We start from the raw sequence: 25,650 nt of genomic DNA, 5'->3' as shown, positions 1-25,650 counted from the left end.
TGTTTTTAAAATGTAACATTTACGCCAAAGACCCAGGTACGTGAGCGCGGATACGCGGCAAAGTCAACCCCGGGTGTTAACGGATCGTTTCTGCGGGCCGTAACATCGGGGTCGTATCCCGAATAACTGGTCAACGTGGCCAGGTTGTTCACAGTTGCATACACGCGGAAGGTAGACAGCTTGATCTTATTGATCACCGTTTTTGGTAATGAATAGCCCACTGTGAGGTTATTGATCCGCAGGTACGAACCATCTTCCACAGCCCAGGAGTGTAACCACCAGCGTTGTACCCGCACCGGTGTCCAGATCTTGGCGTTCTCATTCAACGCCGCCAGCTCCTTGGGATCGGTTACCCGTTGTCCCGCGTCATTGATGTACGTAAAGCGGTCTTTCATAATGTTCAGCATATTCAGGTTAGGAAAAGCGCCATCGGTCCATTCTATTTTATTGGCATTATAAATGTCATTGCCATAAACAAAGTTGACGAAAACACTTAGATCAAATCCTTTATAAGCAAGCTGGTTGTTCCAGCCGCCGGTGAATGTGGGGTTGGCGTCGCCTACCACCACGCGGTCATAATCAGCGGTTATTATGCCGTCAGGCACCCCATCGGGACCGCTGATGTCACGCCATTTTAGCATACCCGGTTGTGCAACACCGTATACGCCATTATTGGCAATATCTGGTTTCAGGGTGTAGGTTTGATTGGCGGGGTTGTAATTGAAATCATCCACACTGAACATACCTTCGGTCACAAAGCCATACATCAAACCGGCAGGCTCGCCTACTTTTACGATGTAATCATCAACGCCATCGCTGCCCTGCCAGCCGGAAGTACGGGTAATTTCATCTACGCCCCCCAGGTTTTCGACCCGGTTCTTATTGAAAGAAATATTGAAGTTGGTGTTCCAGCTAAAATCTTTTTTGGAAACCGGAATGGCATTGATCTGGAATTCAATACCGCGGTTAGAGGTGGCACCCAGGTTCTGCAACTGCGACGTATAACCGGTGGTAGGTGGAATGTTCACGGCGAGCAGCAGGTCTTTGGCGGAATTCTTATATACATCCACCGTAAACTGCAGGCGGTTATTGAACAGCGACCAATCCATTCCCAGGTTCATGTTGGTATTCCGTTCCCATCGCAGATCAGGGTTACGCAGGTAAACTGGCGCTACCCCGGGTTGAATGATATGATTAAATGCATACTGACCCGTTACCCCGTATAATTGCAGATATAGCAGGTTGTCGATGCGGTTGTTTCCCACCGATCCGTAACCGAAACGTAGTTTGGCATCGTTCACCCACGAGAGATCTTGCATAAAATCTTCCTGGCTGAAACGCCACGACACCGATCCTGACGGGAAAACGAGTGTTCCATTTTCAGATGCAAATTTGGAAGAGCGGTCGGCCCGCAGGTTAAAGGTAGCGGCGTACTTATCGTCAAACTCATAACTTGCCCGGCCAAACCAGGAGAAAATGCGGCTGGGTGGTTGCGTAAAGGTCGTGGGCAATGGTTGCGATGAGCCTGGAGGCGCCGAGCCGGCACCCATGTTCTCCAACGCTTTTTCGGCCGAAATATCTGAAGGAAAATAGCGGGTCTCAAAAGCGCTTGTGCGCACTCGTTGGTCGATCACCTCCTGCCCTATCAGTACGTTGATATCGTGTTTACCTTTATAGTTCGCCAGGTTGTACTGCAATACGTTTGAGTTGGTGAGGGTATTGTTGTATTGCTCGCCTATAGATGCCACCGGCAGGGAGGCGAAATTGCGCGCTGTTGGAGTGATCTTACTAAAGAAGAGGTCTGTTTCAACCACCGCATTGTCATAGCCAAACGTAGAGCGTAAACTCAGGTTCTTTACAATGGTGTAATTGAAGAAACCACTCAGGTAAGTGGCTTTTGTATATTGACGCCGGTATTCGGCCCTGGTTAATAATACGGGATTGATAGCGCCGCTGGATGCGAGAAAATACGCTTCATCAAAATCATCGATGCCGCCGGCTGGGGTCGGCAGTTCAAATGGCCGGTAGTTTATGGTATGGCGGAGGCGGTTGGTAGCGCGCGTGCCGCTGTTGGTAGTACCGGCGCCGCGAATGGTTTGATCGAGATAACGGGCATTAAACCCTATTCTCAATTTATCCGATGCCCTGTGTTCCAGTTTAAAGTTCACCAGTTTGCGATCGAAACCCGATTCTATCAAGATCCCATCTTCCCTGTTGCTGGTAAGGCTTAAATTGAAGGTAGTGTTCTCACCGCCGCCATTCAGCGCCAGGTTCTGGTTATTGAACTTTGCCTTTTGGCCAAACACTTCACTTTGCCAGTTGATGGCCGGCAGGTCTTTATAAACGTTAAGCGTATCCCACGTGCTGCCATAGGTGCGAACAAAGCTGATGCTGTCTTCGCGGTTGCCGCGGCTTCTTTCGTATTGCCAGCGCACGAAATCATAGGGGCTCATTACTTCCATGGTCTCGGGCAGCTCCCGCCAGCCAAAAGCGCCATTGTAGGTGATCTGCGTTTTGCCAGGCCGGCCTCCTTTGGTGGTAATGATCACTACTCCGTTGGCAGCACGCGCGCCATAGATAGCAGTGGTGGAAGCATCTTTCAAAACGTCGATGGAAGCGATATCCTGCGGTGAGATCACACTCAGGGCGTTTTCGACCACCACCCCATCAACAATGTACAGGGGCGAATTATCCTGGGTTATGGAGCCGCCGCCACGTACCCGTACAACGACCTCAGAACCGGGCGCGCCTTCTGTGGCGGTTACCTGAACACCGGCCAGCCGGCCCTGCAGGGCTTCGGCTGCTGAGGCCAACGGTACGTCTTTTATTTGTTTCGCAGCAATGGATGACACCGAACCACTGACTTTACTTCGGGGAACGGTTTGATAACCGATCACCACTTCCTGCAGGGTAGCAGCATCACGCTCCAGCTGAACGCGCACATCCCGGGTACCATCTGCGGTTATGGTTACCGGTTTGAAGCCCACACTGGACAATGTAAGACTTATATTGCCTGTGCCGGTGGCAGGAACGGTAAACTGGCCTTTAGCATCCGTTTGCACAGCCCGCCCGCCCTTAACCTGTACAGTAACGTTGGCAGCCGGCGCTCCTCTGTCATCAGTGACCGTTCCCGTTATTTGCCGGGTTTGTGCTTGCAGAAAAAATGGAATGAATAACAGCAGTGCTGGTAATTGTTTTAATTTACTCATATGGCGACTCTTTTAAGTTAGGAACAACAAGTCATTTTTATTTCGTATAGCAATCGTTGTTGGTATTCTGGCTTTCAGTTACCGGTTACCAGGTGCCGGGAGCCGGTTACAGGTTGCAGGTTACATTGTCGTAACCGCATCATGGTTATTTCGGCTCACGTTGAGACTATAGCGCTATTTTGCATGCGCATGCGCAAACGCTATTGCTATGCACTTTCCGCTTTTGACAGGATCTTGCGTTAAACATTGAGCATGCAGCGTTCCGCGCCTGAATGCTGCGCCTTTGGCGAAGCAAAGCCGGCAGGCAGGTTAAGCATACTGCGTTAAGCCTTATTTGGGGTACTGAAACAGGTTTATGACTACGTCCCAGGCACCATCTGCTAATCAGAAGGATTCGGTAGGTGATTGCTGATAGTTACGCCCGGCCCGGTGCGGCAACAGGAGCACTTATCAATTCCAGCGAACAATTTGTAGCAATAAATACAGGAGTTTTCAAAAATTCTAATTCAATTCTAATGAGATATTTTTAAATAACACAATTTCCGCTTCCCTTTTTCTGTGCAATCGTTCCCGAGATCGATTTCATAAAAGAGGATTCCGCTGGCTTTTAAAAAAAAGACTATTTTTAACGGCACTTTGCTGCCACCACTGTGAAATTTGAGACTGTAACCATAAAGGATATTGCCAGGGCGCTGGGACTTTCTACTTCTACGGTATCGCGTGCGTTACGTGGTAGCTATGAGATCAGTCCCGAAACAAAAAAACTGGTACTGGAGTACGCCGAGAAGATCAATTACCGGCCGAACCCGATCGCTTTGAGCCTGAAAGAACGCAAAAGCAGGTCGATCGGCGTGGTCGTTAGCGAGATAGCTAATACGTTTTTCTCGCAGGCGATCAATGGCATTGAATCCATTGCGTACAATCGCGGGTACCATGTAATTATTTCCCAAAGCCATGAATCATACGAGCGCGAAAAAGTGACCATTCAACACCTGGCCTCCCGGTCGGTAGACGGGTTGCTGGTTTCCCTGTCGAACGAGACCATTGATCTTTCGCACCTGAAGCAACTGCACGATAAAGGCTTACCGATCGTTTTCTTTGACCGCATCACCGATGAAATAAACACCCATAAGGTTACCGCCAATAATGTAAAAGGTGCTTTTGACGCCACCCAGCACCTGATCAATAAAGGTTTTACCCGCATTGCGCACGTGACCAATTCGCCCAACCTGTCTATTACCAGGGAAAGACTGCAGGGCTACCAGGAGGCGCTGAAAAAGAACAACCTGCCCTTCGATGAAAAGCTGGTGTTCTATACCCTGCATGGTGGAATGATCTATGATGAGATCGAGGGCGAGATCCAGAAAATGTTCAGCGCCCGTCAAAAGCCTGATGCTATTTTGACGGCCAGCGACCGTATTACCACCTCCTGCCTAACGGCCCTGAAAGCCGCCGGCAAAAAGATCCCTGATGATATTTCAGTGATCGGTTTTACCAATACCAATATTGCCGACCTGTTTAATCCGCCTTTATCTGCGGTGCGCCAGCCGGCATTCGATATGGGGCAAACTGCCACCGAACTGCTTATTCAGATCATAGAAAGCAAACGGCCGGTTACGGAATTTGAAACGCGGATCCTGGATACAGAGTTGTTTACAAGGGAATCTACGGAACACCCGCCAGCGTCTTAGAGCCGGAGCAGTTACCAGTTGCCGATCACTCGGCGGTTACCTGTTATCAATTGCCAGTTGCGAGTCACCATCAGTTACCGGTTACCAGTTACCAGCCGCCCGAGGCCGGATGCGAGAGCATTTTTGAACCTACCACCTCGCCTTTGCAGTTAAATACATTATATTAACTGGCAATACAGGTTAAGAGAATGTTTTTGCCCACTGTTCAATTCACAATATTTCAAATTACCTTCACTGTATGCTTACGCAGGATGAGATCAAACAATTAGTTGCTAAACAGGCGGCTGAATTGGTGCAAAACAATATGACCGTTGGTATTGGTTCCGGCACTACGATATATTACCTGATCCGGGAGCTGGGCAAACGGGTAAAGAAAGGTCTTTTCTTCAGGGCCATTCCTACCTCCAAAAAAACGGCCGCCCTGGCGGCCGCAGAAAATATACCGCTGGCCGAATTGAACGCCGTTGATTCAATAGATCTTACGATCGATGGCGCCGATGAAATTGACGGCAGCCTGCAACTGATCAAAGGCGGCGGCGGCGCCCTGCTGCAGGAAAAAATGGTGGCAGCGGCCTCCCGCGAATTGCTCATCCTCGCCGATTACAGCAAACTGGTTCAACACCTGGGCAAATTTCCCCTGCCGTTAGAAGTGATTCCTTTCGGTTGGAAACAGGTGCAAAAGAACCTGCGCGAAACTTACCAGATAGAAGCCGCTTTGCGTTTGCAGGACGATCAGCCTTTTATCAGCGATCATGGCCATTATATTCTCGACTGCCCTTTTGACCGGATCGACAACCCCGATATCTTATCTTATGACCTGAACGCCATCCCCGGCGTGGTAGACAATGGTCTGTTCATTAACATGGCCGACATGGCGCTTATCGGGTATCCTGATGGGAAAACGGAAACCATGAATAAATGAGGTCCGTTGGGAATTTTGCGTTTATAGCGTGGCAAGCGGGACGTATGACGCAGGATGTATGAAGACCCTGATTTCCCAAGCTAACTCCAAGCACTAACAACCGGTTAACCCTATCTTACTTCTTGTTTCCTATTTCTTATCTCATTGTTCCAGCCTGTATCAGATTATTTTTTCGTAACTTCAACTGCATCAGATCGCAACCAAAGATGCACAAGAACAAACTGAACGGCCCGGATCACCTGTATCTTCAGATCGCGGGAAGCCTGGAGCAGATGATTTATAACGAGATCTTGAAGATCGGCGACAAGCTGCCTTCCGTACGCATGCTGAGCGAGGAATACGGCATCAGCATGGGTACCGCCTTCCAGGCATATTATTACCTCGAAGGCAAGGGTCTCATTGAATCGCGCCCCAAATCGGGCTACTACGTTCGCTTTAATCAAAAACGTTTTCCGGCCCTGCCTGCTGCACCCCATCCCGAAACGCTGGCCGGTACAGTAAGCGTTGATGAAATGGTAGCTGCCGTTTTTAAAAAACTGAGCGCTACCGACATCACCAATCTGGCTGTTGCAGCACCAGCTACGGAGTTATTGCCTGCGGCCAAACTGAATAAATCTTTAGTGCATGCCTTTCGCCAATCGCCCACCAGTTGTATTCAATACGAAGATGTGCAGGGCAACCTGGAACTGCGTAACCAGGTAGCGAGGATGGCTTTTAACTGGGGCGGAAAAATTACTGCCAATGATGTGGTGATCACCGCCGGTTGTATGGAGGCATTGTCACTGTCGCTGCAAGCCGTTACGCGGCCGGGTGATACGGTAGCTATTGAAACGCCTACTTTCTTTGGCATCTTCCAGGTAATGGAGACATTGGGCTTACATGTTATTGAAATACCCACCGATGCAGTAACCGGTATTGACCTCAATTATTTTGAGCAGGCCATTAAAAAATCAAACATCAAAGCCTGTGTGTTCGTGCCCAGTTTTAACAACCCGCTGGGCTGTTGCATGCCTGATGAAAATAAAAAGGCACTGGTGGAACTGATCACCAAACACCGCATTCCGCTGATCGAAGATGATATTTATGGGGAACTGTATTTCGGTCATCATCGCCCGCGCTGCTGCAAGACCTACGACACCGAAGGCTGGGTGTTGTACTGCGCTTCTATCAGCAAATCACTGGCGCCGGGTTATCGTATCGGCTGGACGATCCCCGGCCGCTTTAAAGAGCAATTCATAAGGTTGAAAATGCGGCACACGATATCGAGTGTTACCATTACGCAGCAGGCCATGGCTAATTTCCTGGCCATGGGCCGCTTCGATTATCACCTGAAAAAATTACGCACGGCATTACACACCCAGCAACTGCGCTATGTGCAGGGCATTCTCGATCATTTTCCGCCAGGCATTAAAGTATCAAGGCCACAGGGTGGTTTTGTGCTGTGGCTGGAGCTGAGTAAAAAAGTAAATACATTCCAATTGTACCAGGAGGCGATGAAGTACCAGGTATCGCTGGCGCCGGGCAGGATCTTCTCTATGCCCGATCGTTACAGCAACTATATGCGCATAGGCTATGGAAAACCGTGGAATGATGAAGTAGAGCGGGGCCTTCATATATTAGGGAACATCACGAAAAAAATGATGTGAGGTGAAACGGTCAGGCAATGTGCTAATTTGCTAATGTGCTAATATGATAATGTGATGATGTGATAATGAAATACACATGCTGCCAGTTATTGCCGATTGCCAACTGCAAACTGCCCGTTACACCCGCGTCGGGTGTATTCATTTACACATTTGCTAATTATTCTATTGCTTAATGCGCCGGTGGCAAGACCGGATGTTCAAAATACGCCTCAATATCCTCATTGGAATTGTAGTTGCGGAAAAAATGGGGTGAGCGTATGGGTAACCGTAGGGTGCACCCTTCATCGAAGATGGCCTGTAAGCTATAATTTTTTAGCCGGCCGATCATAATACGTCCGGCCACTTTTTCAAGGCCGGTGCGGGTATAAATGCCGCAAAAAGGTTGTGCAAAATCTGTATCCTGGTAAACATAAAAATCGAACTGGTTATCGCGCATGTATTCCTGTAACAGATGATTGATGGAACCGGCATCCAGATCGAGCATATCGCAGGCCAATAATAGCAGATCTTTATCGGGAAACTGGGTGTGAACACTCAGCAATCCTTTGAGCGGACCTTCCACTTCTGCATTATCAACCACCAGCAGTTCGGGCGAAATTTCTTCAGCATAGGTAAGTACCTGTTGCGGGTTAACCGAATACACGACCGGCAGATGGAACATGGCCAGCTTTTCGTGCATATGCTTTGCCCAAATGGTATTACGAATGGGTAACAGTCCCTTATCGGAACCCATGCGTTTGCTTTCGCCGCCACATAAAATAACACCTAACAAGTTTTCCATAATGTAAATACTGGAAGGTGAGGAATAAAGGATCAGTCATGTACCTTGCGATCGGCATGGCCCAGGCTTTTACCAGGCGCCACCACGTCGCGCACTAATTGCTTCACTTCTTTAATTTCAAGGAAACCACCAGCCTCTTTGCGATCAAAAACCTTCTGTTCTCCGATGCAAATTGTGTACCGCCCACTCACTTCACTGGGCTTCAGCAAAACGCCCTGCAGCTCATCAGTAAACGTGGTTAACAACTCCTGTGCCATATACGCAGCCCGCAGCAGCCAATTGCATTTTGGACAATATTCAATGGTGACGGTTGGTTTCATGTAACAAAGATAAGGGTTCAAAACCCATGGGCAAGTGCCCCAAGACCAATCGCCAACCAATTTTTGGAGAAAACAGAATGTTAAATATGATCAAAAAATGGCATCCCGGTCCTATGCCTTAACACCTTCCGGCTGCAGGCCCCGGAAATCTGATTTCGGCGATTCACATACCGGACAATGATACGTATCGGGCAGCTGGCCAAATGGTGTTCCCGGCGTTATGTTGTTTATTTCATCGCCGTACTGTTCGTCATACACGGTAAAGCAATACTTACACTGATAAATAACCGGCACGTTCGCTGCCGCTTTCAGCGCAGGTTCATGTACCAGTTCCTGGCGGTACACACTGTGCAATATTTTATCCGCTTCGGTAGTGAGATCATAAAAATATTTGATGAGCGAAATAAGGTAGGCGCCCAGCTCTTCTTTTTGCACCCCTTTCCTGAACAGGATATACTCCCGTGAGTTGGGGTTGAAATCTTTGGTGTACAAAATGTCGTACCGGTTCATGGCCGCACTTTTATTACGGCTGGTATTGTTCTGTTTGGCTATTACCACGGCGCCAAACAATCCAAACAAACCCGATTTGCTTTTGGTCTTAACCGCAAAACTGAGGCCGTGGGTACGAACATCATCTTTATCAAACTGCCGAATGATGTATCTTTTCAAATTCAAGCCTTCCTCGCTCAGGTCCTCAATCTGCCAGTTCAGTTCATTGGCAGCGTGGTGCACATTGATGCGATGGCTGTTCAAAACATATTCCCATGCTATGCGATCGCTTTGTGCAATACCTTTTATAATAAGCGATTTCCAGGGGGTCACGTATAACTGTCCCACCTTCGTCTTTAAACACAGGGAAGCAATATCTTTTAAAAATGAAACCGGGAAGCATTCATCTCGGCGGTAGATACCGAGCCAGGTCTTTTCGCCGTAGCGGTTAAAACCTTCATAATATGGCAATGCAAATTGTGGGATACTTAACTCTGCCGTAACCGGCTGCGTAATGAACTGCTCCTTAGCGTGCACCATCTCGTACAAGGCATCGCCATCAGCCAGTGTCTTGTTGGCAATTATGGCTTCCTCAACCAGCCGCGTCATCCTGGGAATATCATCTGAATAGATCAATCCCTTCCAGCAATAAATAACCGTACTCTTGGGAAAGCGCACATACAAATACCAGTAATTATTTACCGGCGATGAAATGAAATTGATATTACCTGTGAAAAAGGGAATAAAACTCTGGTTGGCATCCACCAGGTTCAGCTTCAACTGCGGACGGTAATCGAACAAACCCAGAATATCTTTATAAACACCTTCACTTAACCAGTTGGCGTTTTGAAATACATCTTCCGATACATAGGAAGTGAGTATGTTGGCATAATCGTCATGGTTCGCTTCATAAAACACCCCCAGTTGATCCAGTTCATTGCGAAACTCTTTTTCATTAGAGCTATCGGCCACACAATACAATTGCTGGCGGTTGCCAAATTGAACCTGGCTCACGCCACATCTTTCTGCAGCTTCCATCCAGGCAAACAGGTCTCCGGCAGCCATGATGCCGCCTGGAAGGTTTATCTTTATATGATGATATTTACGCATTGTAAAGTTCTTAGTTCCTAATTTCAGGTTCTTGTTACCAGTATCCAGTTGCCGGGCCTTAAATGCCGATCACTCTACCTTCGGTCAGAGGCTCCGCATTTCTTGTCCGATTACCGGCAACCGGCACCTGATAAATTCACGATTAACATTCTACTTAACGAGCACACTACCGGTAGCATTTAGCAAAGTTTCTTCTAATATTCGTTGCACTTCAGGCCGGCAGGAACCACAACCGGTTCCGGCTCCTGTCAGGGCGCATAACTGCTTGAAGTCGGTGCAACCTTCATTGATCTTGTTCTTCAGGTTATCGCTGCCCACATTGTTACAGCTACATACGAGCTTACCCAATACGGGCTCGGCTTTTTTACCGCTGCGCAATAACTGCAGGCGTTTTTCATTCAGTTCGATCTTGTTGGCAATAAGCTCCCTGAACTCCTGGAATTCGCTTTTGTCGCCAATCAGAATGGCGCCTACCAGGCGGTCCTGGTGTATAATACATTTTTTATAATACCGTTTTGCTTTGTCCAGGAAGATGATCTCCTCATACTCCTGCTCATTCGGGCATTCCGGTATACCTATACTGCAAAGGTCAAATCCATGGATCTTGATGATGTTCATGAACAGGCTGCCGCCATAATAGCTGGCAATATCGCCCTGTAAATAGCGGGCTACCACATGCGCCTGTTGTTCCGCTGCTGCAGTAATGCCATACAACATGCCTTCGAACTCGGCAATCTCGCCAATGGCAAAAACGTTCGGATCGCTGGTTTGCAGGCGTTCATTCACGATTACCCCACGCTGACAATGCAGTCCGGTCTCTTTTGCCAGTTCAATATTGGGAATGGTTCCAATCGCAAATACCAGCGCATTACAATCGATCACCTTGCCGCTTTTTAACCGGATGCCGGTCAGCTCACTGCGGCCATAGAACAACTGCACTTCATCATCATAGTAAATATCGCAATGATGATCGGTCATTTCCTCATGCAGCAACTGGCTGCCCAGCGGATCGAGCTGGCGGTCGAGGAAGCGCGATATACGTTGTACAATGGTCACTTTGATATTTACCTCGCGTAATGAAGCGGCCAGTTCGAGCCCCAGCAAGCCCCCGCCCACAATAACCACATGGCCATCGGCCGGCACGTGGTTCTTGAACTCATCGGCATCAGTACGGCTGCGCATGGTGAAAATCCCTTTCAGGGAAGGCACATTGCGCGGCACCGCTGCCCGGCTACCAGTTGCCATGATCAAAATGTCATAATACGTAGTGCGACCGGTAGAATCAATCACACATTTATTCGTGCGGTCGACTTTTTCGATGCTTACACCTTTATATAATTTGATATTGTAACCGGGTTCCTCCGATTCCTTCATCTTGATCAGCTGGTCCCAGCTCTGGCTACCGCTGATATAATCGGGCAGCATTACCCGGTTATAAAAAGGGAAATTTTCTTTGCTGAAGATCACGATCTCATCTTCACGGTTCATTTCGCGGTACGATTTCACGAAGCCGAATGCACCGGCGCCGGCGCCAATGATCACAATGCGCTGCCGTGGCTTTTTATAAGGTGCTACCTGTACGGCGCAAAATTTAAAATCGGGCTCTTTTGAAATGGGATCTATCAGCGGACTGGTCACATTATTAGCCCGGTTCAGGTCGTTGTTCAGGATCTTACCCCAATGCATTGGGATAAAGACAACGCCTTTTTTTATCGTAGGTGAAACAGTGGCTTTAACCCGTATTTCGCCGCGGCGGGAACTAACCACCGCTATATCGCCGTCTTTCAAATGCAGGCGGCGCGCATCTTCGGGATGGATTTCCAGGAACGACTGCTGAATATGCTGTTTCAGCTTGTTCACCTTACCGGTCTTGGTCATCGTATGCCATTGATCACGTATGCGGCCCGTCGTTAGTATAAATGGAAAATCATTATCCGGTTTTTCGCTGGTGATATCATCGGGCACCGGGTGAAGGATGGCTTTGGCAGAAGATGTATAAAAAGTTTTGTCGGCAAACAAGCGTACAGTGCCCTGGCCTGTTTCCCCTTTGGGATAGGGCCATTGCACTGACCTCCTGTTTTTCAGAACACTATAGTTTAGTCCGCTTATATCGATATTTGTACCTGCAGTTAACTGCGCATGCTCGTCATAAATGGCAGAAGCATCGGCGTAATCAAAACCATGATAGCCCATCTTTTGCGCGAAGCGACAGATAATTTCTGCATCGGGTAAGGCTTCACCAGGCGCATCCACAATTTTATTGAGATAAGTAATACGTCGTTCAGAGTTGGTCATGGTGCCTTCTTTCTCCGTCCAGGTGGCAGCGGGCAGAATAACGTCGGCATATTTCAGGGTTTCGGGCCGGTTGCTCATCTCCTGCACGACAACAAACTTCGCCTTCTTCAAGCCCTCTTCTGCAACTCTTACATTCGGTAAACTGATCAGCGGGTTGGTGCAAATGATCCAGATGGCTTTTAACCGGCCATCATTCAGAGCATCGAACATTTCAGTGGCGGTAAGACCAGCCTTTTCAGAAATATGGGTTCCGCCCCAGAATTTTTGTACTTCTTCGCGGTGTTTCGGATTCGCCAAGTTGCGATGAGCCGGCAGGAGGTTCGCCAGGCCACCTACTTCGCGGCCGCCCATGGCATTGGGTTGCCCTGTCAATGAAAAAGGACCAGACCCCGGTTTACCAATATGACCGGTGATCAGGTTCAGGTTGATCAGACTGAGATTTTTGTTTACGCCCACAGCACTTTGGTTTAGTCCCATCGTCCACAGGCTCATAAACCCTTTGGCATTGCCAATATGTTGTGCAGCCAGTTTAATAGACACTTCATCGATGCCGCATATTTCGGCGGCTTCGGCCAGCGTTCGCTGAAAAACGATCTTTTTATATTGTTCAAATCCTTCGGTATGGTTCTTTACAAAATCAAGATCAACATCCCCATTCTCGATCAACAGCCTGCCGATAGCGTGGTTCAGCGTGATGTCTGTGCCGGGATTCAGCTGCAAATGCACATCGGCCAGGGAGCAGGTATCGGTTTTACGCGGATCGGCCACAATGATCTTTACATGCGGATTAGCCGCTTTATGCGCTTCTATCCTGCGCCATAAAATGGGATGACACCAGGCCGGATTGGCGCCGGTTATATAAAAACAATCAGCCAGCTCAATATCATCATAACAACCAGGCACACTATCTTCGCCCAACGCCATTTTATAACCGACTACCGCACTGCTCATACATAACCTGCTATTGGTGTCGATGTTATTACTGCCAATAAATCCTTTTATCAGCTTATTGATGACGTAATACTCTTCGGTAAGACATTGTCCCGATACATAGAAAGCAACAGAATCAGGTCCATACTTATCAATAAAGGTTTTGAAAACAGCGGCTGTACGCTCCAGTGCTTCGTCCCAAGACACCCGTTGCAGGGGCATGTTCTTGTTGTAGCGCATCTGGGGGTACAACAATCGATCGCTTTTATCATTGATAGTATAATGCAGATTCATGCCCTTGCTGCACAACATACCTTTATTAACCGGATGTTGTTTGTCGCCCTCAACCGTAATATTCCCTTTTTTATCCTTGTTAACTACCACACCACATCCCACTCCGCAGTAGCAGCAGGTGGTGGTCACTGAATCGGGATGCTGATTATTCATGATTTTGCTTTTGGTATATCTCTATCTACTCTCTAATGATCTTAACTATCTGTTATGCATTCGGCGGTAAGCCCGTTTGAACGGATTCATCGGGGCGGGCGTCCGGATTCATTTTATGCCCTCGCGAGTGCGGCCTCATCTTTCATGGCAGTAGCACCTTCTGTTTTTGACGAAGTGCGCAAATGCGTTAATAAAACCAGCAAGCCGGTTACGGCTACGCCAATACCTATATAGAAAAATGCCTGTGAATACGTAATGTTCTTTGATTTGAACAGGAAGCCTACCAGCATGGCCCCAATATTACCTCCGGCGCCAACGATGCCCGCCACGCTACCGATCGCATCTTTATTTATAAACGGCACTATCGAATACGTTCCGCCATTGGCCATTTTCAGGAAGAGCGCAAAGATCAACATAGAAATGATGGCCAGGGTTAACGTGCCTGCATTGGCAAAACAGATGATGCCAATGCCTTCAAAGACCAGGAAGCCGGCCAGTAACAATCCCTTACCACGCAGTCCATATTTTTTACCTACTTTATCGCTGATGATACCACCCAGGGCGCGGGCAAACAGGTTCATGAGCCCAAAGATGCTGGCCAGGGCGCCGGCCATAATCAGACTTGCTTTAAAATTATCTACGAAGTAGGTAGCTGCTACGTTATCAACCGTGATCTCGATCCCAAAACACGCTGCATAAGCAATGGCCAGTATCCAGGTGCGGTAATCTTTCAACGCTACCATAAAAGTGCCTTTCTTCTTTTCTTTCGCCTGGCGTTTGATCTCATTATAGTTACCATTCGGGGTGTCTTTGGTAAAGCGGTAGTATACAAGCGCCATAATGAGTAAAATAGCACCTGGTATGATCATGGCTACGCGCCACGAGTTGGCACTGTCTATATAACCGGCGCCTACCAGTGCAGCAGCGATCAGGGGCATTACCAGGTTGGTAACGCCACCACCCAGGTTCCCCCAACCACCGGCAACGGCATTGGCAGTTCCTACTACATTGGGCGCAAACATCACTGAAGTATGGAACTGGGTAATAACAAAGGAAGCGCCGATGATCCCGATGATCAGGCGGAACAGCAGGAAGGATTCGTAGCTGTTCGCAAACCCAATACACATTACCGGTATAGCACCTATAACCAACAATATAGTGTAGGATAACCGGGGGCCCAATGTATCGCACAAGCGTCCAATGATCAACCGTGCAATAATGGTGGCAGATACCGATGCAATAGTAATATTACCTACCTGTTCTTTGGTAAGATGCAATTGCTCGCGTACCATTGGCATCAACGGCGCAATGCCAAACCAGCCAAAAAAGCAAAAGAAAAAGGTGAGCCACGTGATGTGGAATGTGCGCATTTGTATGCCTTTTCCCGAAAAAATGTTCAGCTTTCCAAGCGGTTGATTCATATTTTATAGATTAATGCGTTTTAAAATTTGTGTCGTTTTTCTTCAGTTGGCGGTTGCCGGTTTCAGGGCCGGTTACCAGTTACCGGGAAAGCAGGCCGCCAGATTTTTTTTTGAGCTCCGATTTTCAGCCCCGGAAACCGGTAACGAACTAATTGGTCATTCACCATTACCGTTTACTTGCCGGCAGATTTTCCAAAGAAAAAATCCGGGCGAATGTTGATCATCAGGTATGCCCAGTTCGCGTTGTGCCGGGCCTCATTCATAGTTCCTCTTTTAACGTACTCGGTACTGTTGTTTGCCTTCATAAAAGAGTAACCGAGCTCAAGTGCCGTGAATCTGTTTAGTGAATAACTGGCGATAAGATCGAACTCATAACCCAAGTTCTTATCGATATTTATTTTATCAGGATCGGCTGCATTGGTTACATTTTCAGCCAGCCTGAAATTGTGTGCATCGAGGCTAATGAAAAACAGGCTGGCCTGGTACTTTACTTTAAAATAAGCATCCTGCAATCCACCTACGGGAGAGCCGGTGCCTACGTAGTAATAGTCCATATAACCCCAGTGTTTATGCGGCGTTCCATATAAGGGATCAAAACGGCGTGATTCAGTGGCAGGAGTGTTGGCATCATTACCTGACAAGTAATCATAACCGGGACCAAAACTGAATCTGCCTTTTTGAAAGGTGAGCGATGCGGTATAATGTGAAGCGTTGAGGTCTTTTCCATCGCGGTCTTTACCACTTTGAAAATAAGCACCTAACTGCCAGGCATTTTTCAAACCGGATGATTTGCCTATGGAACCGTTGATCATTAACCCATAAGTAAGCCGGCTGTTTACGCCTTTTACATCATATCTTCTACCATATACATAACCACCTGAAGCGCTGCCTGACGAGTCGAGGCGGTATTTTGAGAAATCATCCTTAAAGAACAATCCTGCAAATTTCGTTTGGCCCAATTTGCGGCTCACGTACAGCATTTGCATGGATTTATATTGCTGGTTCATACCATTGGTGCTAACTGCATTGGCAAGCACCGGCATTCCTGCTTTGTTGCTGGCAGCGCTCACCGAGCCGTTGGGCGCTAACGGCATTAAGCCGGCAGGGGTGCCCACCAAAACGCCACTTGAATTCGTAACATAGGCTGGTACGTTACCAGCGGTATAACTTGTTCCCGTATAGCCGAAAGCATCGGTATTTTGATTAAAGCCGGCACCGAGGTCGATCTGCCACCCATGGTGTACTGCTTTTACCAATACAGCATCGTGGCGGCGGCCCTGTTGCAACCAATCAAGGTCACCCAGTAAGCGCACATCATCATATATCAAAGCCTGGCGGCCTATTTTTAAAGAAAGATTGTCGATACCTTTTGTTTTAATGGTGGTATCAGCCACGTTCATGAGGGTAAGTTCTGCCCAGGCCTCATGAACCATCAGTTTGTTGCCATCAGCGTTATTTATGGTAGAAGCGTCCTGGCCCCATACGCGAATGTCCTGAACAGAAACGTTGAAGTTCAAGCGGTCCCATTTGTAGCCGAATGTTAATCGGGTCCGTTGTGAGGTGAAAAAAGCAGGGTCAGTTCCTTTGGCATTGAGGGTACCGAGTCCATCACGTACCTCGGTACGCGTTCTCAGTTGTCCAGCCAATGAAAATTGAGCGGTACTGCTGATCGGATCGCCCAAAAAACACACAATTCCGGTTACTGCCATGAAAATTAATTTTTTCCTCATAATTTTGTTTTGGTTGTTTAAGACGATGATTCATTTGTCGTGATTTGCTTCCCCCCGGTCAGACTGCCATCTGCCGGGGTTTTTATTCGGTTTTGGCGTTTTTTGTTCTTACCATGCAGTGAATTTTAATAAGCAATTGGGTTTTGAAATATGGCAGACAATCGTTCAAACGCATAAGCAGGCAACCGATAGAATCATCTCTTACAACCAGCCCCATCCGTTTGGCAGGGCATTATTGCACATTACTACTCATTATCTTCTACACCTATATATACAAGGTCATTTTCAATTTTTACGGGATATGTTTTTATATCACCGCAATCATCGCCACTCAAACATTTTCCTGAAGCCAGTGAAAATGTTTTCTTGTGGAATGGACAAGCCACTTTGGGCTCATCATTTTGTGTTCCGATCATCCCGCGGCTAAGGGCCATCTGCATGCGGTGCGGACAAAGATTCTGCGTAGCGTACCACTCACCCCGGCGGCTGAAATTGAACAACGCAATTTGTTCGTCCTGGTATTTTACACATACGCCTCCGTTTTGGGGCACGTCTGTTGTACGGCAGGCTAAAAACCAGGTAATTACTTTTTCTTGTATCATAAACATATCATTGTGTTTACAAAAAAATTCCGGCTCAGCTATCACTGATCATTTTTCTTATGGCATCGAATGGGGGAAAAATCAATTGACAATTGGCAATGCGCAATTGGCTAATCCGGCAATTTCAAACTCGTCTATTGAGTTCTATTGTCCGAACTGTTAGCTATAACCTATTGGCATTCGCCTAACGTCAGTTATGCAGGCAAACAATCGTTAGAATACGCAGCCAGGACCAGCCAACAGGCGGTCGGCCACATAGCAAATGTGTGTGAGTGTTTTAGTATATCAGAAAGTTATCAGAAGAAATTGGCAATGATCTTTTGATCTGTTGCACGTTGCCAATTGAATGTGTTGCTTATTATCTGCTGCCTGGTCAATGGCCTTTAATTGCCGGGCCTCATTCCGCCGTTATGCGGATACCATTACCCTGTATTTCCATTATCACATCATCACATTATCAAATTATCACATTGAGCTTATTTCCATTCCTTCGCTTTTTTCTGCTCGCGCATGGGTTCAAACTGAATGGAAGGGTCTTTTGCTTCCGGTGCATTTACGAAATGGGTGAAGCGTTTGCGGATCTCGGGATTCTCTACCGCTTCTTTCCATTCGCATTTATAATTATCTACCAGCGTCTGCATTTCTGCTTCCAGCTGTTCACCAATGCCCAAACTGTCGTTTACCACCACGTTGCGCAGGTAATCGATACCACCTTCCATTTTATTCAGCCAGGTGGCGGTACGGGTTAACGGATCGGCTGTTTTAATATAGAACATCAAAAAGCGATCGATATATTTGATACAGGTTTCTGAATCAAGATCAGTAGCCAGCAACAAAGCATGTTGAGGTTTTGAACCGCCGTTGCCGCATACATACAGGTTCCATCCTTTTTCTGTAGCTATAATACCGAAGTCCTTGCTTTGCGCTTCAGCACATTCGCGAATGCAACCTGACACTGCTGATTTCAGTTTATGCGGCGCGCGCAATCCGCGGTATCTTTCTTCAATGCGGATGGCGAAGCTAACGCTGTCGTGCAGGCCAAAGCGGCACCAGGTGCTGCCCACGCAGCTTTTTACGGTACGCAGGGCTTTTCCATAAGCATGACCGCTTTCAAAACCAGCGGCGATCAGCTCAGACCATATGGCAGGCAGATCGTTCACATGAGCGCCGAACAGATCAATACGCTGACCGCCGGTGATCTTTGTATAAAGATTGTATTTCTTCGCTACCTCGCCGATCACGATCAGTTTTTCGGGAGTGATCTCTCCACCGGGAATACGGGGCACCACTGAGTAAGTGCCACCTTTCTGGATGTTGGCCAAAAAGCGGTCGTTGCTATCCTGGGCGGTATCATTACCTTTGGCCAGGATCATTTCATTCCATAAGCTGGCCAGGATCGATGCTACGGGCGGTTTGCACAGTTCGCAGCCATCGCCGGTGCCCAGTTTATCCAACACTTCATCAAAGGTCATCAGTTTATGCACCTTAACCAGGTCGTACAATTCCTGACGGCTGTAGTTAAAGTGTTCGCAGATAACATTACGTACATATTTTCCCTGAGATTTCAGGGTATGCGTGATCAGGTCTTTTACCATGGGAACGCAACCACCGCAACCAGTACCTGCCTTTGTGCATTTTTTAATAGCGTCCATGGTTTCGTTACCATCGCATACGGCGCCGCAAATGTCGCCTTTGGAAACGCTTTCGCAGCTGCAGATCAATGCATCATCGGGCAGACTTAGCACACCGGCGCCACCTTCATTACCCGATCCGCCACGCGCGCCCAGGATCACATCTTCCGGATTGGGCGGCAGCACCACTTTGTTCTTGGTTGTTTGCAGCAGCATATTGTATGCTTCTGCATCGCCTATCAGAATACCGCCTAACAAATACTTTCCGTCGGGTGAAACGTTAATGCGTTTGTATATTCCCTTCATGGAATCTTCCAACACAATGGTCTTTCCTTCCGAAGCAGCCACAAACGGATCGCCAAAGCTGGCCACATCAACACCTATCAGCTTCAGCTTTGTGCTCATGTCAAAGCCGGTAAAGGATTTATCACCGCCCATTAAGTTGGTAGCCACCACTTCGGCCATTTCATAACCGGGTGCCACCAATCCATAGATCATTCCATTATGTAAGGCACATTCGCCAATAGCGAAAATGAAAGGATCGGCTGTTCCTAATTTATCATTCACAACAATACCACCGCGGTGACCTGTTTCCAGTCCGGCCAGTTTTGCCAACTCATCGCGGGGTTTAATGCCGGCAGAGATCACCAGCATATCTACATCGAGTTTGGTATCGTCGGTGAACTGCATGCCGGTAATGAACTGATCACCGAGTATTTCCGAAGTATTCTTGCTCGTATGAATGGAAAGTCCTAACGATTCGAGCTTTGTCTTTAATATATTGGAGCCGGCCTCATCGATCTGGCGGGGCATGAGGCGGGGCGCAAATTCAATTACATGGGTGTTGGTAACACCCAGATCGATCATTGCCTTGGCTGCTTCCAAACCCAACAGACCGCCGCCGATGACGGCACCTACTTTTGCTTTTTTAGCATAAGCGGTCATCAATTCCAGGTCTTCAATGGTTCGGTAAATAAATACACCTTCTTTTTCAACGCCGGGAATGGGCGGTACAAAGGCGGCAGAGCCTGTAGCCAGGATCAGATAGTCGTATGATTCATTTATGCCGTGGTGAGAACGAACGGTTTTATTGTCGCGGTCAATATAAGAGATGGGATCTCCCAGGTAGAGCCTGATATTCTTTTCAGCATACCAGTCGAGGCCGGCCATAGTAAGATCGTCGGCCGTTTTTCCGGCAAAATATTCGCTCAAATGCACGCGATCATAAGCCGGGCGGGTTTCTTCCCCAAAAACAACGATTTCAAATTGCCCGGGTTGGGCTTTGGCTGTTAGTTTTTCACAAAACTTGTAACCAACCATTCCATTGCCAATAACTACTATTTTCATAATCTGCGTATTTAAGGTCATTTAATTTTCCGCAGCAATCGTTAAACATTAAATAAAATCACATGTAATACTAAAATGGCAATTCGCTAAAAAATTTACCGTCGTTTTGTGATCTGTGTAATAAAAATAAGGCCTTTTTGTTATTATTTTTACTCAGGATTCGAGTTTGATTAATATATTTATTTCATCAATATATAATTTACTGAATTTTTATCGCCATTTTGTGACTTGAAACGAAGGCTCAGTTTTATAATGCCAGCTAATGCGGTTTTGCAGGATAAACCGGGTTGAACAAATAATATTAGATTATTTTACATATAACTTTTATCTGTGAAAAAGAATAAACATGGTTGTGATCTTAGGAGCTGCTTTCTTTGCCGCCTGTGCTCGAAGGACTGGCTTCCGGCCATTGATGCGCATCGCCAAAGTTTTCATGTGAACAAAGGCGAACTGCTGTTCACGGAAGGCAGCGAGGTTACCGGGATCTATTTTATATATAAAGGAACCTTCAAGGTGCATAAAAAATGGACCGATGACAAGGAGATGATCGTACGGCTGGCCAAGAGCGGGGCTATTCTCGGCCATCGCGGCCTGGGTAATGATACTTTATACCCGGTATCAGCCACGGCCCTGGAGCCTTCAGAAGTTTGTTTCATTGACCTCGGCTTTTTCCAATCGACCCTTAAGGTGAATTACCAGTTCCTGTACGAGTTGATGATGTTCTTTGCCGGGGAACTGAAGGAATCAGAGAAAAAGATGCGCAACCTGGCCCATATGCCTGTTAAAGGAAGAATAGCCCAGGCCCTGCTGTCGATGCAGGCCAAATTTGGAACAACACCGGATGGATTTATTGATATTACCATTAGCCGGCAGGACCTGGCATCTTATACAGGTACTACTTATGAAACAGTATTCAGGATAATGACTGAATTGGTAATGGAAGGCAGCATTGCTTTGTCTGGTAAAAATATTTGCATTATGAATGCCGGTAAACTGCAGGAATATGCCGGCTCAGCATAAAATGTATTCGTTCTATACCAGCAACTGTTCAAAGTAAATACGATATCTGCCAATACGAACAAGATTTAATTAAAACAATTACTCATAGTGGCTTCTTCATTTCAACCCGAACTGATCGTAGCAGGCGCCGGCGCCGGTGATCCTGAACTGATAACTTTAAAAGCATATCGCCTTTTACAGGAAGTGCCTGTAGTACTATATGATAACCTCGTAAATAAATCATTGCTCGATTATACAAAACCAGATTGTGAAAATATCTATGTGGGAAAACTCCCCTACGGTGAGTATACACCACAGGAACAGATCAATGAGCTGATAAAAGAAAAAGCTTTTTCAAAAGGAAGGGTCTTGCGCCTTAAAGGCGGCGATCCTTTTATTTTTGGTAGAGGATTTGAAGAGATCTTGTTTGCGCGTCAACATGGTATATCAACAAGCTACATTCCCGGCATCACCAGTATGCAGGCCAGTGGATTGTATGATATTCCCTTAACCTTCCGCAATATCAGTGAAAGTATTTGGGTAGTTACCGGCACTAAAAAAGACGGCTCTTTATCTGCCGATCTGCAGCTGGCCATTCAAAGCAAAGCAACGGTGGTGATCTATATGGGTATGAAAAAGCTTCCTGAAATAGCTGCCACTTACATCAATAAAGGTTATGGCCACATGCCGGCTGCTATCATTCATTATGCCTCCATGCCATATCACAAACTGGCCAGGGGAAAGATCAAAGATCTGCCGCAACTGGCAGCAGCACAGCATATAACGCATCCTGCTTTGATCATCATTGGCCCTGTTACCGATACCGCTTTACTTTCAGGCAATGAATGACCAGCAAAAATCTGTTAATATATACTTACGAAAATCATATAACGTTATACATTACAATAAAAACCTGCCCGCCGTCATAGTTTATTATAGGATTCCTATCGACCATGGTTGCACTAAGTGCATCTATGTAGCGCTGCGTACAGATTGCGTAGTATAAAGACAACTTTCACATTTTTCTTATTGTCATCAAACACCGTTATGGTGTTTATATCGAAGTGTTGCTGTAATAAGCAGCAGTAAAGAGTTTAACGATTACTGCGCCTCAACTTTTTGATGTTACTAAGGCTCTGGTTAGGCACTAAGAGCTCCCGGTAAAAAAACCGGGAGCTTAAATTTTCTTTATGGAAATAGCTTGCACTACACCAGGAATTACAGGAAGGAAGAATGGGTTGATCGCTTCTACCGGCCTGACCATTAATAAGGAAGTAGTTTACGAAAAACGCTTTCAACAATCACCTTTTGCCCTGTCGCTACGCACGTTTAATATCCCCTACGACATGCCTGCTATTTGCAGCTGGGCATGGCAACTAAGCCGGGCTGCTGATACCGTAGCAACGAGCTACGAGTATGCTTACAGCTCTGATTTTGCCCGTTCTTTTATGGTTTTATATAATAACCGGCTGGCTGTTTGCCAGGTAGATATCTGCGAGGCAGATAAAGACGAGCTCTTTGAAGCTTACCCGGCTACAGCCGGCAATTACATCATCAGGGTATTGATGAACACGCGAAAGAAAACGGTGCGCCCGCTTCAGCTCAAAGCCCTTCAAACCTGCATGGAATATTTCTTTTTATTCCCTGAGATCACACAGGTTATTGCAGTACCTGAGGCCGACAATAAACTGTATAATGAAATACTGTTAAAAGCCGGATTTCAGTTCGAAGAACAGGTTCGCCATCAGTATACACTATGCAACCTGTTTGTTTGTACACGGCAAAGCTTTATTCCGGCATAAAGCCGGGAACCGGTTAAATAAAAGTTGAGAGAGCTACCACATCTCTCTTCTAACTTTTTCTCACTTGTTTCCGGCGTTAACCATTGACCTTGTCCTCAAAGCTAAGTGCACATGAACCAAAAGGCGAAGTACTTTGAGTTACTCCCAACCCATTGCGTTAAGATGTTCTTAGCCGTTACTATTAACCTTGTCCTAAGCCAGGAGTTAAAAAGCGAGTAAAGGAGTGGAGCGCTTTCCATAAATCTCATTTCACTCTTTTACTCCTTCTCTCTTGTCCATTGCCTGTTCCCTTTGCCGCCTTGTCCTACAACACACCTTGTCCTTATCGCTGAACTCGCTGCGTGTAAATTTGACGTACATCCATGGCAATGTCCGTTACTGTTATGTTGCAGCTGCGCTTCGGCACTTTGCAACCCGTCACTAAGAGCCAACCTTATCCGTTATACCTTGTCCGCCCATGTAAAAGCCATGGGTTATGAAGCAGATCTCATATGAATTGTTAAACCCGTTAAGGAGGGAATCGGCCATAAGATTTCCTCCTTTTTTCTTCTGCAAAGAACCGCCAGTTGCGGTCACCCTAACAACTATTGATAACCTGACTTTACCCGGCAGCACGTGGAGCCTGCTTCGTTTTTGGTGCATATCCTGCCCTGTAGATTAATCTCCCCACCCCCTGCTTACATCTAGGCATGAATTTTTTGCGCATACCAAAAAAAGTATATGACATTGAAAGCTTTTTACTGGAAGTATTCCCTATGGGCAGCCATTGTGAATACAGTGAGCATTATTGCTTTTTTGCTGGTGCGCGAATATGAAAATGTATGGATACTGTATATTGGTAATATGCTGTTTGCTGCCGTGGTATTGCTCGGCGTGTTCCGGGGTTATCACCGGGTACATGATAGCGCCAGTTTACGATCATCATCTATGATGGGCATTAAGATCACCATCTATGGTGTATTGCTTGCAACTGTTCTTTGCGGCCTGGTTCTGTTAATTAATTCAATGTTTGCAGGTTTAAGTGACAGCAGCAATCCTCCGCAAAGCGGCCAGGGCGATATGCTGTTTCATATTATTTCCAGCACCATTGGCGGTAATGCGATCCTTGGTGCGCTGGCTTCAGTACTTGGAGCAACTGTAGTTAAGAAGAACCAAAAGACCGAACACGGCAAAACACTGTATTAATGCAACACGGACAGAAGAAAAGAAAGGTACGCCCGGCTCAGACAGTGAAAACGAAGCAGGGGAAAGAGAAACAGATGCGCCCCCAGCCAGTGTATGAAAAGGAAAGAGATGTTTTGCGGCTACGAAATAAAACTGCCATTATCACCGGTGGTGATAGTGGCATTGGTAAAGCAGTGGCTATTGCCTTCGCCAAAGAAGGTGCTGATGTGGTAATAGCTTATCATGAAGACAATGAGGATGCCCGGTCAACCGCGGCACGCATTGAATCGATCGGACAAAAATGCCTGTTGATAGCAGGTGATATCAGTAAACCAGCCCATTGTAAAAAGATCGTACAACAAACCATAAACCGGTTTGGCCGGCTGGATATCCTGGTAAACAATGCGGGCATTCAGTTCCCCCAGGATGAACTATCGGCCATTACCCCCGACCAGCTTAAAAGAACTTTTGAAACAAATATTTTCGCCATGTTCTACCTGGTGCAGGCAGCTGAACCCTATTTACAGGAAGGCGCCTCCATTATAAATACGACTTCCGTTACGGCCTATCGCGGCAGTTCGCATTTGCTGGATTATTCCGCTACCAAAGGAGCCATTGTAAGCTTTACCAGGTCACTCTCCGCCTATTTTGCCAGGCATAAAATAAGGGTGAATGGCGTAGCGCCTGGTCCCGTATGGACGCCCCTGATCCCGGCTACTTTTCCGCCCGGCCATGTTGCCGAGTTCGGGTCCGACACACCGTTAGGCCGCGCAGGGGAACCGGTAGAAGCAGCCGGCAGTTATGTTTTTCTTGCTTCCGACGAAGCCTCCTATATAACGGGACAGGTACTGCATCCGAACGGTGGTGAAATTGTAAACACTTAAATCAACACAAAATGAAAGTATTAGGAATCATACTTATCGTTCTTGGCATTGCCATGATCATCATAAGACAGGTAAACGTCACTACGGAAAAAGAAGTGGCCGACCTGGGGCCTATAGAATTGAATAAGAAAGAAAAGAAACAGGTAGCATGGCCAACCTATGCCGGCATTGGTGTAGCCGCCATCGGGGCGGTCGTGCTGATGGCCGCTTCGCGCAAAAACACTTAAATG

18 protein-coding genes are annotated in these 25,650 nt (G+C 47.0%); 9 read left to right on the top strand and 9 right to left on the bottom strand.

Going from position 1 to position 25,650, the window contains the following annotated elements:
- Positions 1-5 precede the first annotated feature (5 nt).
- Positions 6-3,209, bottom strand: coding sequence for a SusC/RagA family TonB-linked outer membrane protein (locus JUB15_RS10880; RefSeq protein WP_207512488.1), 3,204 nt, complete (start codon positions 3,207-3,209; stop codon positions 6-8).
- A gap of 650 nt (positions 3,210-3,859) precedes the next feature.
- Here JUB15_RS10880 and JUB15_RS10875 point away from each other — a divergent pair.
- The 3 genes from JUB15_RS10875 to JUB15_RS10865 all read left to right on the top strand — a co-directional run bounded on the left by JUB15_RS10875 (position 3,860) and on the right by JUB15_RS10865 (position 7,468).
- Entirely contained in the window at positions 3,860-4,900 is a 1,041-nt protein-coding gene (locus JUB15_RS10875) for a LacI family DNA-binding transcriptional regulator (protein WP_207512487.1), read from the top strand.
- Positions 4,901-5,138: 238 nt separating this feature from the next.
- Positions 5,139-5,822: a ribose-5-phosphate isomerase RpiA gene (gene rpiA / locus JUB15_RS10870; RefSeq protein WP_207512486.1), complete on the top strand. Its 684-nt coding sequence runs from the start codon at positions 5,139-5,141 to the stop codon at positions 5,820-5,822.
- Positions 5,823-6,028: 206 nt separating this feature from the next.
- A complete protein-coding gene (locus JUB15_RS10865) occupies positions 6,029-7,468 on the top strand; it encodes an aminotransferase-like domain-containing protein (RefSeq protein ID WP_207512485.1) in 1,440 nt (479 codons plus the stop codon).
- 169 nt (positions 7,469-7,637) lie between these two features.
- Here JUB15_RS10865 and mobA read toward each other — a convergent pair whose 3' ends face one another.
- From mobA to nirB, 8 genes are all read right to left on the bottom strand, one after another.
- Positions 7,638-8,249, bottom strand: coding sequence for a molybdenum cofactor guanylyltransferase (mobA, locus tag JUB15_RS10860; protein WP_207512484.1), 612 nt, complete (start codon positions 8,247-8,249; stop codon positions 7,638-7,640).
- Between the two features lie 32 nt (positions 8,250-8,281).
- On the bottom strand, positions 8,282-8,569 hold the full coding sequence (locus tag JUB15_RS10855) for an Rdx family protein (RefSeq protein WP_207512483.1): 288 nt from the start codon (positions 8,567-8,569) through the stop codon (positions 8,282-8,284).
- Between the two features lie 111 nt (positions 8,570-8,680).
- Positions 8,681-10,168 carry a rubredoxin gene (locus JUB15_RS10850; protein ID WP_207512482.1) on the bottom strand — a complete coding sequence of 496 codons (1,488 nt, stop codon included), beginning with the start codon at positions 10,166-10,168 and terminating at the stop codon, positions 8,681-8,683.
- A gap of 150 nt (positions 10,169-10,318) precedes the next feature.
- Positions 10,319-13,840, bottom strand: coding sequence for a nitrate reductase (locus JUB15_RS10845; RefSeq protein WP_207512481.1), 3,522 nt, complete (start codon positions 13,838-13,840; stop codon positions 10,319-10,321).
- Between the two features lie 113 nt (positions 13,841-13,953).
- On the bottom strand, positions 13,954-15,261 hold the full coding sequence (locus tag JUB15_RS10840; RefSeq protein WP_207512480.1) for a NarK family nitrate/nitrite MFS transporter: 1,308 nt from the start codon (positions 15,259-15,261) through the stop codon (positions 13,954-13,956).
- Between the two features lie 173 nt (positions 15,262-15,434).
- Positions 15,435-16,970, bottom strand: a complete 1,536-nt coding sequence (locus JUB15_RS10835; protein WP_242696303.1) for an alginate export family protein — start codon at positions 16,968-16,970, stop codon at positions 15,435-15,437.
- Positions 16,971-17,236: 266 nt separating this feature from the next.
- The gene (gene nirD / locus JUB15_RS10830; RefSeq protein ID WP_242696302.1) at positions 17,237-17,599 is read right to left on the bottom strand and encodes a nitrite reductase small subunit NirD; all 363 of its coding nucleotides are present in this window, start codon (positions 17,597-17,599) and stop codon (positions 17,237-17,239) included.
- A 470-nt stretch (positions 17,600-18,069) separates the two neighbouring features.
- The gene (gene nirB / locus JUB15_RS10825; RefSeq protein ID WP_207512478.1) at positions 18,070-20,571 is read right to left on the bottom strand and encodes a nitrite reductase large subunit NirB; all 2,502 of its coding nucleotides are present in this window, start codon (positions 20,569-20,571) and stop codon (positions 18,070-18,072) included.
- Positions 20,572-20,901: 330 nt separating this feature from the next.
- On the opposite strand from nirB, the gene JUB15_RS10820 reads away from it, so the two are divergent.
- The 6 genes from JUB15_RS10820 (at position 20,902) to JUB15_RS10795 (ending at position 25,647) form a co-directional block, all read left to right on the top strand.
- Positions 20,902-21,591, top strand: a complete 690-nt coding sequence (locus JUB15_RS10820; RefSeq protein WP_207512477.1) for a Crp/Fnr family transcriptional regulator — start codon at positions 20,902-20,904, stop codon at positions 21,589-21,591.
- 87 nt (positions 21,592-21,678) lie between these two features.
- Complete coding sequence (cobA, locus tag JUB15_RS10815) at positions 21,679-22,419, top strand: uroporphyrinogen-III C-methyltransferase (RefSeq protein WP_369411530.1); 741 nt, start codon at positions 21,679-21,681, stop codon at positions 22,417-22,419.
- Positions 22,420-22,760: 341 nt separating this feature from the next.
- Positions 22,761-23,372 (top strand): GNAT family N-acetyltransferase, encoded by a 612-nt coding sequence (locus JUB15_RS10810; protein WP_207512476.1) that lies wholly within the window; start codon positions 22,761-22,763, stop codon positions 23,370-23,372.
- Positions 23,373-24,092: 720 nt separating this feature from the next.
- Positions 24,093-24,557: a hypothetical protein gene (locus JUB15_RS10805; protein WP_207512475.1), complete on the top strand. Its 465-nt coding sequence runs from the start codon at positions 24,093-24,095 to the stop codon at positions 24,555-24,557.
- On the top strand, positions 24,557-25,420 hold the full coding sequence (locus tag JUB15_RS10800; protein WP_207512474.1) for a glucose 1-dehydrogenase: 864 nt from the start codon (positions 24,557-24,559) through the stop codon (positions 25,418-25,420). Before JUB15_RS10805 ends, JUB15_RS10800 begins: the two co-directional genes overlap by 1 nt.
- 11 nt (positions 25,421-25,431) lie before the next feature.
- A complete protein-coding gene (locus JUB15_RS10795; protein ID WP_207512473.1) occupies positions 25,432-25,647 on the top strand; it encodes a hypothetical protein in 216 nt (71 codons plus the stop codon).
- Positions 25,648-25,650 lie beyond the last annotated feature (3 nt).

The organism is Longitalea luteola, from assembly GCF_017356035.1.
Taxonomy (GTDB): domain Bacteria; phylum Bacteroidota; class Bacteroidia; order Chitinophagales; family Chitinophagaceae; genus Niastella; species Niastella luteola.
This window is presented reverse-complemented; position numbering and strand designations above follow the sequence as displayed.